The 14,601-nt window shown below is 42.3% G+C and carries 14 protein-coding genes; 3 read left to right on the forward strand and 11 right to left on the reverse strand.

What is annotated here, in order from left to right:
- Positions 1-367: 367 nt before the first annotated feature.
- Positions 368-1,129, reverse strand: coding sequence for an exodeoxyribonuclease III (locus tag M3204_RS07160; RefSeq protein ID WP_251480251.1), 762 nt, complete (start codon positions 1,127-1,129; stop codon positions 368-370).
- A gap of 91 nt (positions 1,130-1,220) precedes the next feature.
- The gene (locus M3204_RS07165; protein ID WP_251480254.1) at positions 1,221-2,630 is read right to left on the reverse strand and encodes a PLP-dependent aminotransferase family protein; all 1,410 of its coding nucleotides are present in this window, start codon (positions 2,628-2,630) and stop codon (positions 1,221-1,223) included.
- Between the two features lie 145 nt (positions 2,631-2,775).
- Between M3204_RS07165 and M3204_RS07170 the strand changes: the two genes are divergently transcribed.
- Positions 2,776-3,666 carry a DMT family transporter gene (locus M3204_RS07170; RefSeq protein ID WP_251480257.1) on the forward strand — a complete coding sequence of 297 codons (891 nt, stop codon included), beginning with the start codon at positions 2,776-2,778 and terminating at the stop codon, positions 3,664-3,666.
- Positions 3,667-3,670: 4 nt separating this feature from the next.
- Here the strand turns inward: M3204_RS07170 and M3204_RS07175 are convergent, their stop codons facing one another.
- From M3204_RS07175 to M3204_RS07190, 4 genes are all read right to left on the reverse strand, one after another.
- Positions 3,671-5,059: an FAD-binding domain-containing protein gene (locus tag M3204_RS07175; RefSeq protein ID WP_251480260.1), complete on the reverse strand. Its 1,389-nt coding sequence runs from the start codon at positions 5,057-5,059 to the stop codon at positions 3,671-3,673.
- Positions 5,060-5,308: 249 nt separating this feature from the next.
- Entirely contained in the window at positions 5,309-6,181 is an 873-nt protein-coding gene (locus M3204_RS07180; protein WP_251480263.1) for a DUF3307 domain-containing protein, read from the reverse strand.
- A gap of 21 nt (positions 6,182-6,202) precedes the next feature.
- Positions 6,203-6,946 carry a hypothetical protein gene (locus M3204_RS07185; protein ID WP_251480265.1) on the reverse strand — a complete coding sequence of 248 codons (744 nt, stop codon included), beginning with the start codon at positions 6,944-6,946 and terminating at the stop codon, positions 6,203-6,205.
- A gap of 207 nt (positions 6,947-7,153) precedes the next feature.
- Complete coding sequence (locus M3204_RS07190) at positions 7,154-7,591, reverse strand: peptidylprolyl isomerase (protein ID WP_251480268.1); 438 nt, start codon at positions 7,589-7,591, stop codon at positions 7,154-7,156.
- A gap of 602 nt (positions 7,592-8,193) precedes the next feature.
- On the opposite strand from M3204_RS07190, the gene M3204_RS07195 reads away from it, so the two are divergent.
- Positions 8,194-8,688: a VanZ family protein gene (locus M3204_RS07195; RefSeq protein ID WP_251480271.1), complete on the forward strand. Its 495-nt coding sequence runs from the start codon at positions 8,194-8,196 to the stop codon at positions 8,686-8,688.
- On the forward strand, positions 8,678-9,133 hold the full coding sequence (locus M3204_RS07200) for a GNAT family N-acetyltransferase (RefSeq protein WP_251480274.1): 456 nt from the start codon (positions 8,678-8,680) through the stop codon (positions 9,131-9,133). Before M3204_RS07195 ends, M3204_RS07200 begins: the two co-directional genes overlap by 11 nt.
- 29 nt (positions 9,134-9,162) lie before the next feature.
- Here M3204_RS07200 and mug read toward each other — a convergent pair whose 3' ends face one another.
- From mug to fdhF, 5 genes are all read right to left on the reverse strand, one after another.
- The gene (mug, locus tag M3204_RS07205) at positions 9,163-9,678 is read right to left on the reverse strand and encodes a G/U mismatch-specific DNA glycosylase (protein WP_251480277.1); all 516 of its coding nucleotides are present in this window, start codon (positions 9,676-9,678) and stop codon (positions 9,163-9,165) included.
- 50 nt (positions 9,679-9,728) lie between these two features.
- A complete protein-coding gene (locus M3204_RS07210; RefSeq protein ID WP_251480280.1) occupies positions 9,729-9,974 on the reverse strand; it encodes a hypothetical protein in 246 nt (81 codons plus the stop codon).
- A 75-nt stretch (positions 9,975-10,049) separates the two neighbouring features.
- Positions 10,050-10,871, reverse strand: a complete 822-nt coding sequence (gene fdhD / locus M3204_RS07215) for a formate dehydrogenase accessory sulfurtransferase FdhD (RefSeq protein ID WP_251480753.1) — start codon at positions 10,869-10,871, stop codon at positions 10,050-10,052.
- 134 nt (positions 10,872-11,005) lie between these two features.
- A complete protein-coding gene (locus tag M3204_RS07220; RefSeq protein ID WP_251480283.1) occupies positions 11,006-11,557 on the reverse strand; it encodes a DUF1641 domain-containing protein in 552 nt (183 codons plus the stop codon).
- Positions 11,550-14,507 carry a formate dehydrogenase subunit alpha gene (gene fdhF, locus M3204_RS07225; protein ID WP_251480286.1) on the reverse strand — a complete coding sequence of 986 codons (2,958 nt, stop codon included), beginning with the start codon at positions 14,505-14,507 and terminating at the stop codon, positions 11,550-11,552. The genes M3204_RS07220 and fdhF overlap by 8 nt, the downstream gene beginning before the upstream one ends.
- Positions 14,508-14,601 lie beyond the last annotated feature (94 nt).

Here is a 14,601-nt window from a genome sequence, read left to right on the forward strand (position 1 = left end):
ATTTAAATGTGTTATCCTTATTAATTTATAGTATATAACATTTAACCAAAAATCAAAAGAAAAGGTTTAGTTTTATTCTAAAAATCTTTTAAACCGCCGTATTCACTGCTAGATATAGGCTATACTCTATGAGTCTCAAATTTAGATTAGGCTATACTTATTATCCTTACATGAACAAGAGAGGAACGTAAGGCTATTATGAAGCCTACTCGGGAATCAGCAGGTGAGGCTTCTCAATAAGAATCATTTTTGGTCACCACAATCGGACGGTTTCCGATAAATGGGCACCAATAGAACCCAATCTATGTTCGGGTGAAGACAAGAATCACCATAAAAAACCCCCTGGGCCACTGCCCAGGGGAAACAATTATTCATTCAAATTCAGTTCAAGCGTAACCGGACAGTGGTCGCTTCCCATGACAAAGCACTCTGCACCTGCTTCAACAATAGCGGGGGCAAGCCTCTCCGAAATGATGAAATAGTCAATACGCCAGCCGATATTCCTATCCCTTACCTTATTCATGTATGACCACCATGTGTAGACTCCTTCGGCTTCAGGGTAGAGATGGCGGAAGGAATCGACGAAGCCGCTGTTTAGCAGATCAGTCATTTTTCCCCTCTCCTCATCTGTGAAGCCTGAATTGCCGCGATTAGACTTTGGGTTTTTCAAATCGATCTCATGATGAGCAACGTTTAAATCGCCGCATAGGATAACTGGCTTTTTTTCGTCCAGTTCAAGCATATATTCCTTGATTCTATCTTCCCAGGCCAAGCGGTAGCCAAGGCGAGCCAAATCACGCTGTGAATTTGGGGTGTAAACATTCACAAGATAAAATTGATCGAATTCTAGCGTAATCGCTCTGCCTTCATGATCATGGTCCGCTGACCCTATCCCGTATTTTACCGATAAAGGCTCTTTTCTTGAAAAAACAGCCGTTCCAGAATACCCTTTTTTCTCAGCGTAATTCCAAAACTGATGGTAGCCTTCTAGCTCCAGGTTAATTTGGCCTTCCTGCAATTTAGTTTCCTGTATGCAGAAAAGGTCCGCCTCGGCTTCTTTAAAAAAGTCTAAAAACCCCTTGCCTGAACAGGCCCTGATTCCATTCACATTCCATGATACTAATTTCATAAATACATATTCTCCTCGATGTTGGTTTATTATATTGAGCTTTGCTTAGGGGATCATTTGGAAAGCTCCGCAAAACGCTCATCCTATAATTTTAGCAGTCTTTTATAAGCAATTCTAATACCGCGATTCCCTTTACGATGTCGTCAATCGGCGCATTGGCATAGGAAAGCCTGAAATGCTGCAGTTTTTGGGTCGTATAAATCCTCCCGGGATTAATCAGGACTCCATTTGAAAGTGCTCTCCGGTATAGATCAGCTAATGAGATTTCAGGCTTCATTTTTACCCAAATAAAAAATCCTCCGGCAGGTTCAGACCAATCTGCCCAGCGGCTTAAATGTTTATTAAGTGCAGCCAGTGCGGTATTTCTCCGTTCCTTTAACTGCTTTCTTACCTTAAATAAATATTCTTCGTACAGTCCACTTGAAAGCCACTCGGCCGCTGCTCTTTGCGATAAAGAGCTTGAGCCATAATCGGTTTGCATTTTCAGGTCTGACAGCCGGTCAATGACTGCCTCAGGACCTGCAATCCATCCAATCCTTAAGCCAGGATTGAGGCTCTTCGAGAGACTTCCAACGTACAAAACATTTCCGTGCCTGTCATATGATTTAATCGGCGGCGGAGGTGGAGAGTCAAGCCATAAATCTCCATACACATCGTCCTCAATGATCGGAAGCTGGATATTTTCAGCTAACTGTAGCAGCTCCTGTCTCCTTTTTTCACTCATTAATGTTCCTGTCGGATTCTGGAACGTTGGATGGCAGTATAATACCGATCTCCCGCTGTGTTGGGACGCCTTGATCATCTCTGGCAGCATTCCTTCATCATCCATCGGAATTCCCTGCAGCTTCATGCCAGCAGATTGGAAGGTCGATAAAGAATATAAATAGGAAGGGTTTTCGAGAAACACTGTCGATTCTCTTTCCAATAACCCAATAGAAATGAGGTGCAAAGCCTGCAATGCTCCTGAAACGACTAAAATCGATGTTGGCGGGGAGTCGATTCCTTTCGGTTTAAGATAATCACTGATCGCTTCCCTTAGTGCAGGATTCCCTTTAGGGTCCTCATAGCCAAAAGGGGTCAGGTCTTGAGCTACTTTTTGGATCACAGCCTTCATTTCCTCCAGAGGAAAAAGGTCTTTTGAAAGCTCCCCCTTGCTAAGCTGGATCAAATTCTCATCTGACTCAGCGAGATTGATAGCCTGGACCGTGGCTAAACTGGCCTGATGTGCGCCAAGCTGGACCTGTTCATTCCAATTTACAGGTGAGTTGGCACTCATCAATGTCCATGTATTATTGACCACCACGGTTCCCATCCCCAGCTTGCCCTCAATTAAGCCATCTGCGGCCAATTCATCAAGTGCTGTGACAACAGTACTTCTGTTCACCTCAAATTGCTTTGCAAGTTCCCGCTGGCTAGGGAGCCTGCTGCCTACCGGCCATGTACCATTGGTTATTTGTCCCTTAATATAATCGCTAATTACCTTGTATTTTGGCGCTTTCATTTAACGGCTCCCTTCCATGCACTTAAAATTGGTTGGTTTTAATATACCCCTATTGGTTGGATACATTTTACCAAGACCCAGTTATATTTGAAAGACAATAGCTGACACAGGACTAAATTGGATGGTTCTTGAAGGGGTGATATGTATGAAATTTAAAATGGCAGCTGCGCATTTGCTTATTATTTTATTATGGGGATCAGCTTTCGCTGGAATAAGACATGGTCTTGAAGGGTATTCACCTGAGCAATTGTCTTTCCTCAGGCTCCTGATCGGATCGTTGGCTCTTATTTTTTATGCCATTTACACAAAAATGAAATTACCTGAAGTTAAAGATTGGCCTGTTATTTTCTTGTTCGGATTCTTGGGATTTGCCGTCTATCAAACGGCGCTAAATTTTGGCGAGCAAACGGTAAGTGCAGGTGCTGCAAGCTTACTTGTCTCTACCTCACCTGTATTTATCGGATTATTGGGCAGGGTCTTCTTCAAGGAACGCACTGGATTATGGTACTGGAGCGGGGCTGCCATCAGCATGGTCGGGATCTTCTTCCTTTCCTTTGGCACTGGTGGGGGCTTTGAACTTGGAAGTGGTGTTTTCTTGATTTTAATTGCATCCCTTTCCGAATCACTTTACTTTGTTTTTCAGAAGAATTACTTAAGTAAATACGGGGCCCTCCCCTTCACTGCCTATACCATATGGGCAGCGACATTTTTGATGAGTTTCTTTGCACCTGGTTTAGGAACACAGCTGATGGAAGCACCAGCGGGGGCAACAATAAGTGCTTTTTATCTTGGACTATTCCCTACGGTGATCGCCTATTTAGCCTTAGCCTATATTACTGCAAAATCTGGTGCATCCGAAGCAGCAAGTTCATTGTATCTGACACCTGCCGTTTCCTTCCTTATTGCTTGGGTATGGCTGGGTGAGGTCCCTGACGTTTGGACAGTTATCGGTGGACTCATTACGCTCATCGGAGTATCTTTGACCTTTTTTAAGGGGAAAAGCAAGGAGTTTGTAGCAGATAAAGAATCGGCTTAAACCTTCACAGATCGAAGGAAAGCTGCTCCGTCTCCAGATTCTTTTTTACCTTGCTCTCTTTTCTATTGTCATTTATCCTCTGATAATGAAGCCGAGCTTGTTTGTTCGCTTTTACCACATCTACAATGGGGGGTTCATAGCCGAGACTGTAAAAACCCGGGTAAAGCCAAGGTTCATGGATGTACTCCTCTGGAATGCGGTTCAGTTCGGGTACATATCTACGAATGAATGCCCCCTCAGGATCAAGCTGTTTGCCAACTTTAACAGGATTGATAATCTTCCCTTTCCCTGATATGCCCGATTGCTGCAGGACATGGAAGTCATGAATAACCGGCTCATAATCCAAAAACAATTTTGCCAATCCCTCTGATGGTTTTCGGCAGTCCTGAAGCAATGATTTACAAATAAAAGAAAGGACTACTCCCCTTAACGTGAAATTTAACCACCCGGTTTTGTCAAGACTCCTCATGGCGGCATCAATGATCGGTATTCCCGTTTTCCCATTTATCCAGTGCTGGTACCATTCCTCATTCCATTCCTTTTTCAGTTGGCCTTCATTAGAATTATTATCAATCACTTTAGTGCCGTTACAAATCTTCGCACGGGATACGAGCTTTGATAAAAAATCTTCAAGCTGAAGCTTCTCTTTCTCAGATTCACACGATTGAATTCTTTCGCTTGTTCTTTGGAAAATTGTCCTCACAGAGATATTTCCCCAAGTAATATAAGCAGAAAGTCTGGATGATGAAAGGGAGGACGGTATTGGCTTCTGGTGGTTTTCGATGTAATTTGCGAACCTGCCTTCAAGGAACGAATCCAGAGTCTCAAATCCCTTCAATTCCCCGCCCTGTTGTCCGAAACGGATTTTCCTGCCTTCGACTTTAAAATTTTGCAGTTTTCTAAGATCTGTAAAAAGGATCCCAGGAACATGTGCCGGAACTTCAATCCTTTTAAGAGAATCATTTACTGGTTCCACTAGATAGGACTTCAAAACGCTATTTAAAAGCTTGTTCGAGACTCCTTCCAAGTCTGGGCCATATGTCATCAGTTGCTGTTTATTTTCAGCTATCCATTTTACGCCGGCTGTGCTTTTTACAGCATTTTCCTTATGGGTAAATACATTGATTGATCCAAATGATTGGAGCAACTCTTCCAGCACAGCTTCAATCTCGCCAATTGCGAAAAAGAGTTCCCCGCCGTGTTCTTGTATTTGCTTTGAAAGCTCCTCAAGACTTTCAATGACAAACTGCAAATGGCGGACAGAGAGCTCTGTACCTTGCCATTTTGAAGGCACAAAGACATAAAGGGGTAAGACTTCCCCTAATTTAGCCGCTTCGGATAATGGCTGATGATCAGTAATCCGCAGGTCTTTATCAAAGAGAACGATGTTCATCAAACTCACTCCATTTACCAGGCCGTTTCTACCCTTTACCCTGAAAATTCAACTATGGCATCCTCATTGGCTGCTATACATTTATTACCAACCGCCGTTTGCGCATAAATTGTTGTTTTCCGAACCAAGTTTCCATCCAGTAATATCTTGGCTTCAAGCTCTTTTCGAGAAGGTTCCTTAACAGGGATTCCATTAAAACTCGAAATACCTTGGTTGTGAAGGCAAAAAAGTTTACCTTAAAAAGTGTTACTAAATTAGGATTTCTCTTAAAATGATTCCGAATAATATTCCCAAAAACATTGATGTTAAAGTGCCCAGAAGAAAATACTCTGCCCAATCACGGTCATCCATTTGTTTAAACCGGGCTATGGATTTTGCAGTCACAATGAAGGCGATCGCCGGGTACGAACCGTAGAATGTTAGCAGGATGACGAGCAGCCGTTCAATATAACCAATAAGTTTCCCGCGTGACATATCATGCTTATTAAAAATCATATAGCTGTATTGCTCTGACAGCCCTTTTTCACCATTGCTATTTTTCGGGTATACAGACTCTTTCAGCTCATTCTTAAACGTATACTTTCCTTCAAAGGTTAAAAGCTGGCCTGGCAGCGAGCCAAGCAGTATCCTGATGAGATGTCCGCTGACAGTCGTTCCTAAAATTAAAATGATTACAGTGAACAGAATCGCATTTGGCACACTTAACTGGCTCTCATTTTTCATCAGTAATTCTGTGATTCTATCAGTTACTGAAACTATCGGTATACTATAAAATAACTGAAGTGCAATCAGAATCATAAATAGATGAAGAAGCTGATCCAACACAAAAAACCATAATTTATTGAGATTTTCGCTGTCGGTATATTTATCAACAAGTTTTATTTTTGAAATGTCAATCACGAAATGCGTAAAAGCTATAAAGAGCACAGGCCAAACGATAGCAATCAGAGGGTCTGCGATATCATTAACAATGAGCCATCCTCCAGACAGCACAGCTGTATTCACGAATAAATGATGGAGTATATGCTTTTTAATATACTTCAGCTTGTCCTGCACCATGAAATCGGTCTGCAGGTAAAAATCAGCTATTAAATGTGCAATGATTAAACTTAATAAAAGCATGCCTGCTCCTTTCATCGGGTCCTAGAGACAGAATATTTCCTGGACCTGACCTTTTATATAGTCTCTGATTTTTTTTTCGAGGATGTTTGATTTATACTTCTTCAATTCCTCAAACTCTTTAGCCTGCAGAGAGTCCAGTACATTTGCAATAGCGTGATAACTGCCTAGCACCTGCTCGCTATGCCCCTTTTTAAAATGGCTGTAGATGGTTGGAGCTGATCGCTTCATGAGCTCAGCAACAGCATTTTGTTTTTCATATACCAGATATAACGAGCAAACAAGGCGCTGGACTTCAGTCTGCTGGATGTTGAGTGCATGCTGCAGCTTAAGCATTCCATTCAATAAAGTCTGCAGTTCAGGATCTTGAATGTTACCTTCGAAAGTGAAGGATTCTCTGTCTTTTTGCTTTTTTAGTGTATCGTTCGCTGTTCTTGCTTGCTTCACCAATGGATGGATCCACTTTTCAATATCAATTTCGTCTACTCTTTTATCGATGCTCCCAAAAGCGAGGCCGAAATATGGTTTGTTATTTTCAAACTTCCAAATACGGCTGATGAAAAACGCCGTTATAAAGGCAGAAGAGTATCCATCTGCAACGAAAATCAGCTCATCCCCTGAACGGTGCTTTACCTGTATAGAGGCGAGGTTCTGGAACCACTCTTTTACCGATCTCTCAATATCCGCTATATAATCGCTTAATTCCTCTCTATGCCTTGCTGAAGAAGATTCCGTTACATCCATGATAAATACAGAAACAGGCCTCATTGCCATTCCACCTAACATCGGATAATTAGACTAATTAGTATAATTTTATATAAATTAGATAGTATAGTCAAATTTATTCGATATTAGTCTATTCTGCTTAACTTTTTTTATACCAAAGTTGTTTGTTATTATCGTAACAAGAGCATATGTTCGGTTCAATGGGTAAAAGTGTACAAAAAAAGAGCCACAAGGCTCTTTTTTATAATCCTATTCTTCTGTTACTTCAACTTTCTCCATTACATCGCCATTGCGCATCGCCTTAGCAGCTTCAAGACCAGAAGTCACTTTTCCGAAAACAGTGTGGACACCGTTCAAATGCGGCTGGGATTCGTGCACGATAAAGAACTGGCTTCCGCCTGTGTCTTTACCTGCATGTGCCATTGAAAGTGAGCCTGGTACATGCTTATGCGGGTTGCCTTCTGTTTCACACTTGATTGTGTAGCCAGGACCGCCAGTACCTGTTCCATTCGGGCATCCTCCCTGACTTACGAAACCTGGAATTACACGGTGGAAAGACAAACCATTGTAGAAACCTTCGTTTGCAAGCTTTTCGAAGTTTGCAACTGTTCCTGGAGCTTCATTAGGGTAAAGTTCAAATTCGATTTTCTCACCATTCTGCATTGTTATGTATCCTTTTTTAGCCATGAAAATCATCTCCTTGTGTTAAAATCATTGTTATCATACCACTTTTCCAAATAAAAATGAAAGTCATCTACCCTTTGTCGCTTAAAATTGTATTTTTCCAACATGATTGTGTTAAAATATAATTGCCTCTGCCGAACATTCGCTTGTTGCGGGACACTTAACCACTGTACGGACGGCAGGGGCCCTGCTTTTGCAGGCTTACTTTCGGGGCAGATCTAAATATGATAAAGAGAACCTTACCGCGGTAAGGTTTTTATTTTTGTTTTCAGCTGAGTTAAAATCATCTTTATTAGAACTTTCGTTTTGATATTTCAATTACCTTATTATCTGTTAGAATTTAAAAACAAAGTTAAAAAGTAAAATAAATTTACATTTTAGTTAATTAAAATCAGAATAAGGTAAATTAAAAAGAAGTTATGGTAAATTAACATTACTTATTGGTAATTAAATTACTTCTTGGTTAATGACCGCAAGCTATCCTATTTGCATCTTGATATTTTAGAAGATTCGAGATAAATATTTTGTTCCTTTTCTATAAAATTACTTAAAATGCTCATGCTTTACAAAAAAATTCATGGGTTTCTTATTAAACAGGAGGGGCTATGTTAAATTTAATAGATATCAGACACAAGAAATTGTTGACAGCAGCTTCATATACTCTGTTTATTCTCTACATAATCATTGCCGCAGCCCTGTTATTTTTCAGCCCATACAGGCAGGCTGCCTACGAATTAAATTCTTCAGGAACCAACCCATATAATATTATTCCATTCAAAACAATCTCAGATTACATAAAAGCTTCATCACATATCAATCAAAGTATCTGGATGTCGAACCTGTTCGGCAATGTGCTTGCTTTTCTTCCATTAGGATTCTTTCTGCCCTTGTTGTTTAGAAGGTTTATCGGCTTTTGGAGGACATTATGGATCGTCTTCCTGGCAACTTCGATAGTAGAAGGTGTGCAATTTGTAACCCGGGTGGGCAGCTTCGATGTCGATGATATCATTCTGAATACAGTTGGAGGAGCACTGGGCTATCTGTTATTTTGGATTATTTATCGCCTTGTAATGAAAAAGGTGGCCATTCATGAAAATTAGAATGCTTAGAAATGAGGAGCAGCCGCCGTGGAACCTGCTCCTCATGGCAGATCCTTCAAAAGATATGGTATCCAGCTATTTAAAAGGCGGTATATGTTATATATCAGAAACGGCAAACAGCCAGACTCAGGGCGTAATTGTCATGCTCCCAACTTCAAAGGAAAAATTAGAAATCATGAATCTCGCAGTCGATGAAAGAATGCAGGGCAAAGGGGTTGGCACCAAGCTTCTGAGGCATGGCATTATGTATGCAAAAGAAGAAGGTTACAAAACCATCGACATTGGAACAGGAAACTCCAGTATCTATCAGTTAGCATTATATCAGAAAGTCGGCTTCCGTATCATGTCAATAGAGCATGACTTTTTCACAATGAATTATCCGGACCCCATTTTCGAAAATGGGATCCAGTGCCGGGATATGATCCGGTTATCTATGGAAATATAAAAGACAATCCAATTTATCTGGATTGTCTTTTATATTTTTAATTGCTTAATCAAAGCAGGAATACCTTTATAAATCCCAACAACCTCATCCATCTTCATCCTCACCAACCCGCTTGAAGATGGGGCGACGAAATCTATGGTGCCGGTTACGACTGCTTCATCCTGCTCCCCCCATGGAATGTCTTTCCTGCCGCTGTATTGCTGATAGACGCCCTTGCCAACAAAACAGACGATCTTGGGGCGGTATTTTTCGATCTTTCCCTTTAACTCTAGCTTCCCCTGCTTATATTCCTCTTTGGTAATTTCATCTGCGGCCTTTGTCGGTCTTGCCACAATATTCGTCATTCCATAGCCCAAATCCACAAGCTTGTAATCTTCAGCAGTATCGTACTTTCTTGGTGTAATCCCAGCCTCAAATAGTATTTTCCAGAACCGATTGTTTGGATTGGCATAATGATGGCCAGTCTCAGACGAGCTGATACTAGGATTAAATCCAACAAAAATGACGTCGAGATTTTCACGTAAATGATCAGAAATCGGATCCAACTTTCCAACTCCTCCCCAGTTTAGATAACAATTATGTATTTATAGCTGAATCACCAATACCGAGGCGGCAGGTCATTGTGTTTGCATATTCCTTTAAAAAGCCTCAAATAGAACAGAAACTCGTCATAAAACATCGTTTCGGTACTTTCAAATGAATAGGCATCAGAAAAGCGGTCCAAAAGTTCGACATCTACGCTGTCCTCTATGCCGCTGAGCCACATTTTATATCCGTGCTGCTCATAAACATCCGATAGTCCTGCCCACTCGAACATTTCTTCCATATCTCTTTCACCCATTTTATCACTCCTTCGTCTTTCACCTCCATTTTTCCATTCTTTTACTTGGCTTATACTAAAAGATAAGCCGAGTTATTAAACCCGGCTTTCAGTAAGACTGTAATTTGCATCTGCAATTCGTTCTGGGTGAGTATATACGTTCATGGAGCGATTCCGGATGAAGCCAATTGTTGTGATTCCAAGTTCATCTGCTAGCTTGAGGGCAAGTTCTGTAGGTGCAGACTTGGACAGCACAATCGGACATCCAATTTTTGCTACCTTGAGTAAAATTTCCGAAGAAATCCGCCCGCTGAAAGCAATCACTTTATCATGGATTGGGATATCATTTTTCAAGCAATGGCCGTAAATCTTATCAAGGGCGTTATGACGCCCGATATCCATCCGCGATACCACCGGTCCGAACAAACTGCATAGAGCCGCATTATGGACCCCTCCAGTGTTTTGGAATAACTCGGCAGCATCCTGCATTTCCTTCATCAGCCGGAAGCAGTCATTGACTTCAATCTCTGTTTTGACGCCATGAAGGTTCTTGGCTGTAAGAGCGTCTGTGGCAAACACGAAGCCTGAACGGCTCGCCCCGCAGCATGACGTTAAATACCGCTTTCCCTGCAAACCTTTATAGAATGGATTTTCCCTGGATGTCTTTACATGCACGAACCCTTCTTTTTCCTGAATCCAAATATCCTTAATGTCACTATATTTCCTGATCATTCCCTCTGATGCAAGGTATCCGACTACCATATCTTCGATGTAATCCGGAGTACAGACCATCGTAACGAATTCCTGCCCATTCACCTTCACAGTGACTGTATATTCCGTTACCACGCTGTCTTCCATTCTTTCGGCCTGGCCATCTCCAAAACGAAGGATTTCCCTTTTGACTTCGACTGGTTTCACAACAGCCACCCTCTCTAATTTAAATTTCACCTATCAGTCACTTACTTTTAACCAATTACATTCTTTATCAAACTTATAGGTATTTGAAAAAGCAGGCTAACAAGCCGTTAAGCCTGCCGCCTGCCCGTATCATTTTATCTGTGTTCCAAAGTGCCTTCCTGACTCTGGTGCAGATCCTGGTCTTCTGGAAGCTGGGTCGTCCTTTCCAATCCGCTTGTATCCTCTCCCATGCCCTTCAGGAATTCGAAAAGTAATGTAAGGGCACTATTGATTTCCGGATCCTTGAGGGATCTCACGATATCAAAATAGCCTAGTTTATCCTCTGTTTCCTTGTATTCTGCTACTCTGGCAATTCCTGAATTCAACTTTAACAGCAATGGTTCCAGTTGCTGGACATTGATTGTGCCGAGTACGCCTACCATTAATAGCAGGTTTTTCAGTGTATTAGTGGCTTCAGGTTTGTCAGCAGCTTTTACCAGTACATTCAACACCTTGTCACCTTCACTGAACAATCCGCCAAGCAGGGACAGTACCCCACGGTCATGCATATGCTTAATGACATCTAAAGATTGGAAAATAGCATCCTTGTTATCTAGCAATGCAGTCTCTAATTCTTCGAGGTCCTTCCTTCTTCTCTGCTCTTCAGACAATTCAATCTGCTGAATTTTCGTTATCGCTTTAGCCATGCTGGGTCCGCTCCTTTTTCACAAGATCTCCAGGGAAGATATAATCTGGACGAGCCCATTTTTTCTGCACCTGGACGCCGATTTGCGGTTGTGGGTTGCCATATCGGAAGTTGTTCCTTGGTAAAGGATTGACTCCTTCATATTGCAGAATATCCATTTTCGCTTTTGTCTCCTTATAAGCCGGAGTGTCCGTGTCCTTATCGCCATAACTGCTTGTTAGGAGGTTAATGGCGGCATCGCCAGTATCATTCATAGGCAAATAGACTTCTTTGCCTTTCACTCTGTCTGTGACTACACATCTGACCTTCACGTTGCCATAAGGTGAAGTCAACCTTACGAGTGTACCATCCTTCAAGCCTCTTTCTTCCGCAAGCTCCGGAGAGACTTCAAGGAATGTTTCAGGAGTTTTCGATGTGATTCCTTCCGATTTGTAGGTCAGATTCCCTTCATGGAAGTGTTCTAGCAGTCGGCCATTATTAACATGGATGTCATATTCCTCGCCGAATTGAACCGGAATGGACCATTTTACAGGGAATAGACGTGCTTTTCCATCAGGGAAAGGGAAACCATCCAAGTATAATACAGGGGTATCAGTGCCATCTGGATTTACTGGCCATTGAAGGCTCTTGTATCCTTCCAGGAGTTCATATGTCACACCGGAGTAAATCGGCATAAGACTTGCCGCTTCTGCCATGACTTCACTCGGGTGTTCGTATCTCCATCCTGCACCAAGACGATTTGCGACTTCAATCAGAATTTGCCAATCCGGTTTAGATTCACCTGCTGGATCAAAAACCTGGTATAAGCGTTGAATCCTCCGCTCTGTGTTTGTAAATGTGCCTTCTTTTTCAAAACTTGGGCTCGCTGGCAATACTACATCAGCAAATTGAGCTGTTCTTGAAAAGAAAATATCCTGGACAACAAAGAAATCAAGTTTTTCATATGCCGAGTGAACATGGTTGATGTTCGAATCGACGAGACCCATTTCTTCGCCTTTGACATACAAGGCTTTCAGCGTTCCGTTATGCATCCCTTCAATCATGTCATGGTTGTTGATGCCTGGCTCTGAAGGCAGTTTTGTTCCCCATGCTTGTTCGAATTTTTGGCGTTCAGCATCATTGAATACCTTCTGATAGCCTGGAAGTGAGTCAGGGCTGCTTCCAAAATCCCCCGCACCCTGAACATTATTGTGTCCGCGAAGAGGGTAGGCTCCTGTTCCAGGACGACCGTAGTTCCCGGTAATTAACAATAGGTTGGAAATTGCCGTACTCGTGTCACTTCCTCCGAGGTGCTGAGTGACACCCATTGCCCATAATGCACAAACACTCTTCGCTTCATGGATGCTCGTAGCGATTTCGATTAGCGTTTCCTTGGAAAGACCAGTTGTTTTCTCTGCATATTCCAGAGTGAATCCTTCAAGACTCGCTACATACTCAGAAAGTCCATTGACTTTATTTTTCAGGAATTCCTCATCTGCCCAGCCCTGGTCGATAATATATTTAGTTACCGCTGAAATCCAAACAAGGTCGCTACCTGCCTTAGGCCTTACAAACAAGTCAGCGCGGTCAGCCATTTCATGTTCACGCAAGTCGGCGACAATCACCTTCTGCCCATTGAGCTTTTGCGCCCGTTTTACACGGGTAGCCAATACCGGGTGAGCTTCGGCAGTGTTTGAACCAACTATGATAACCAGGTCAGCCATTGCAATATCCGCGAAAGAACCTGCATCACCGCCGTGGCCAACTGTCCTGAACAATCCTACTGTTGCCGGCGTCTGGCAATACCTTGAACAGTTATCGATATTATTAGTTCCAATGACAGCTCTTGCCAGCTTTTGCATTAAATAAGACTCTTCATTTGTACATTTTGAAGAAGTGATGAAGCCAAGAGAATCCGGACCATGCTCATTCTTAATTTCAGTAAACTTGCTTGCAATCAAATTCAGTGCTTCATCCCATTCTGCTTCCCTGAAGCTGTCTCCCTCACGGATCAGCGGTTTTGTCAGACGCTCTTCGCTATTGACAAAATCCCAGCCGAATTTTCCTTTTACACAAGTGGAGATCCCATTGGCCGGTGCTTCAATCTGCGGCTCCACCTTAAGGATTTCACGCCCCTTTGTCCACACATCAAAACTGCAGCCAACTCCGCAATATGTGCAAACTGTCTTTGTTTTCTTGATTCTTGATTCACGCATGGCCGCTTCCATATCTGAAATGGCAAGAATTGAACCATAGCCTGTTTCTACACCTTTTGTAATCTCTATCATCGGGCGCAGAGTTTCCTTGGCTATGCCAGTCAGGAATCCTGCTTCGCCTTCCATGCCTTTTTCCATCATCGCATTGCATGGACAAACGGTAGAACAATGGCCACAAGAAACGCAAGAGGATTCATTGATGGGAACGTCATTATCCCAAATGACGCGCGGACGGTCTCGTTCCCAGTCGATTCTCAGAGTTTCTGTTACCTGGACATCCTGGCACGCTTCTACACATCTGCCGCACAATATGCACTGATCAGGGTCGTACCGGTAAAACGGGTTAGAATAATCTTTTTCATATGGTTTGTGGTCAAAAGGGATGCTCTGGTGATTGATTTTCATTTCTTTGACTGTGTTATGTACCTCACACGTCCCATTATTGTAGTCACAAACCGTACAATACAGTTCATGGTTAAAAAGAATTTTATCCATTGCCATCGTCTGGGCCTTCTTTACTTCGGGCGCAGTTGTATCGATGACGTCTCCAGTTTTCATTTGTGTGGAACACGATCTGACTAATTCACCATTCACTTCTACAATACAAGTATCACACGTCTCGATTGGTCCCAGGCTGGGGTGATAGCAAACACTAGGTACTTCAATCGTGCTGTCAGAAAGGCATTGAAGGATTGTTTGATTTTCAATTGCCGTAACTTCGGCACCGTTGATCGTTACATTAATTTTGCCAGACAAAGCCTCATCTTCCTCTCTATCAAAAAGTCGCTCTTTTTCTCACTACCCTATACCGATAAAACCTTAACCATTTTTGATATAGTTTTTTAAAAAA

Origin of the sequence: Mesobacillus subterraneus (assembly GCF_023715485.1) — a bacterium.
In the GTDB taxonomy this organism is placed as follows: domain Bacteria; phylum Bacillota; class Bacilli; order Bacillales; family Cytobacillaceae; genus Mesobacillus; species Mesobacillus subterraneus_B.

Bases quoted from the DNA above. Each gene is read 5' to 3' on its own strand.
- M3204_RS07160 (WP_251480251.1), bottom strand. From the start codon at position 1,129: ATGAAATTAGTATCATGGAATGTGAATGGAATCAGGGCCTGTTCAGGC.
- M3204_RS07165 (WP_251480254.1), bottom strand. From the start codon at position 2,630: ATGAAAGCGCCAAAATACAAGGTAATTAGCGATTATATTAAGGGACAA.
- M3204_RS07170 (WP_251480257.1), top strand. From the start codon at position 2,776: ATGAAATTTAAAATGGCAGCTGCGCATTTGCTTATTATTTTATTATGG.
- M3204_RS07175 (WP_251480260.1), bottom strand. From the start codon at position 5,059: ATGAACATCGTTCTCTTTGATAAAGACCTGCGGATTACTGATCATCAG.
- M3204_RS07180 (WP_251480263.1), bottom strand. From the start codon at position 6,181: ATGCTTTTATTAAGTTTAATCATTGCACATTTAATAGCTGATTTTTAC.
- M3204_RS07185 (WP_251480265.1), bottom strand. From the start codon at position 6,946: ATGAGGCCTGTTTCTGTATTTATCATGGATGTAACGGAATCTTCTTCA.
- M3204_RS07190 (WP_251480268.1), bottom strand. From the start codon at position 7,591: ATGGCTAAAAAAGGATACATAACAATGCAGAATGGTGAGAAAATCGAA.
- M3204_RS07195 (WP_251480271.1), top strand. From the start codon at position 8,194: ATGTTAAATTTAATAGATATCAGACACAAGAAATTGTTGACAGCAGCT.
- M3204_RS07200 (WP_251480274.1), top strand. From the start codon at position 8,678: ATGAAAATTAGAATGCTTAGAAATGAGGAGCAGCCGCCGTGGAACCTG.
- M3204_RS07210 (WP_251480280.1), bottom strand. From the start codon at position 9,974: ATGGGTGAAAGAGATATGGAAGAAATGTTCGAGTGGGCAGGACTATCG.
- M3204_RS07220 (WP_251480283.1), bottom strand. From the start codon at position 11,557: ATGGCTAAAGCGATAACGAAAATTCAGCAGATTGAATTGTCTGAAGAG.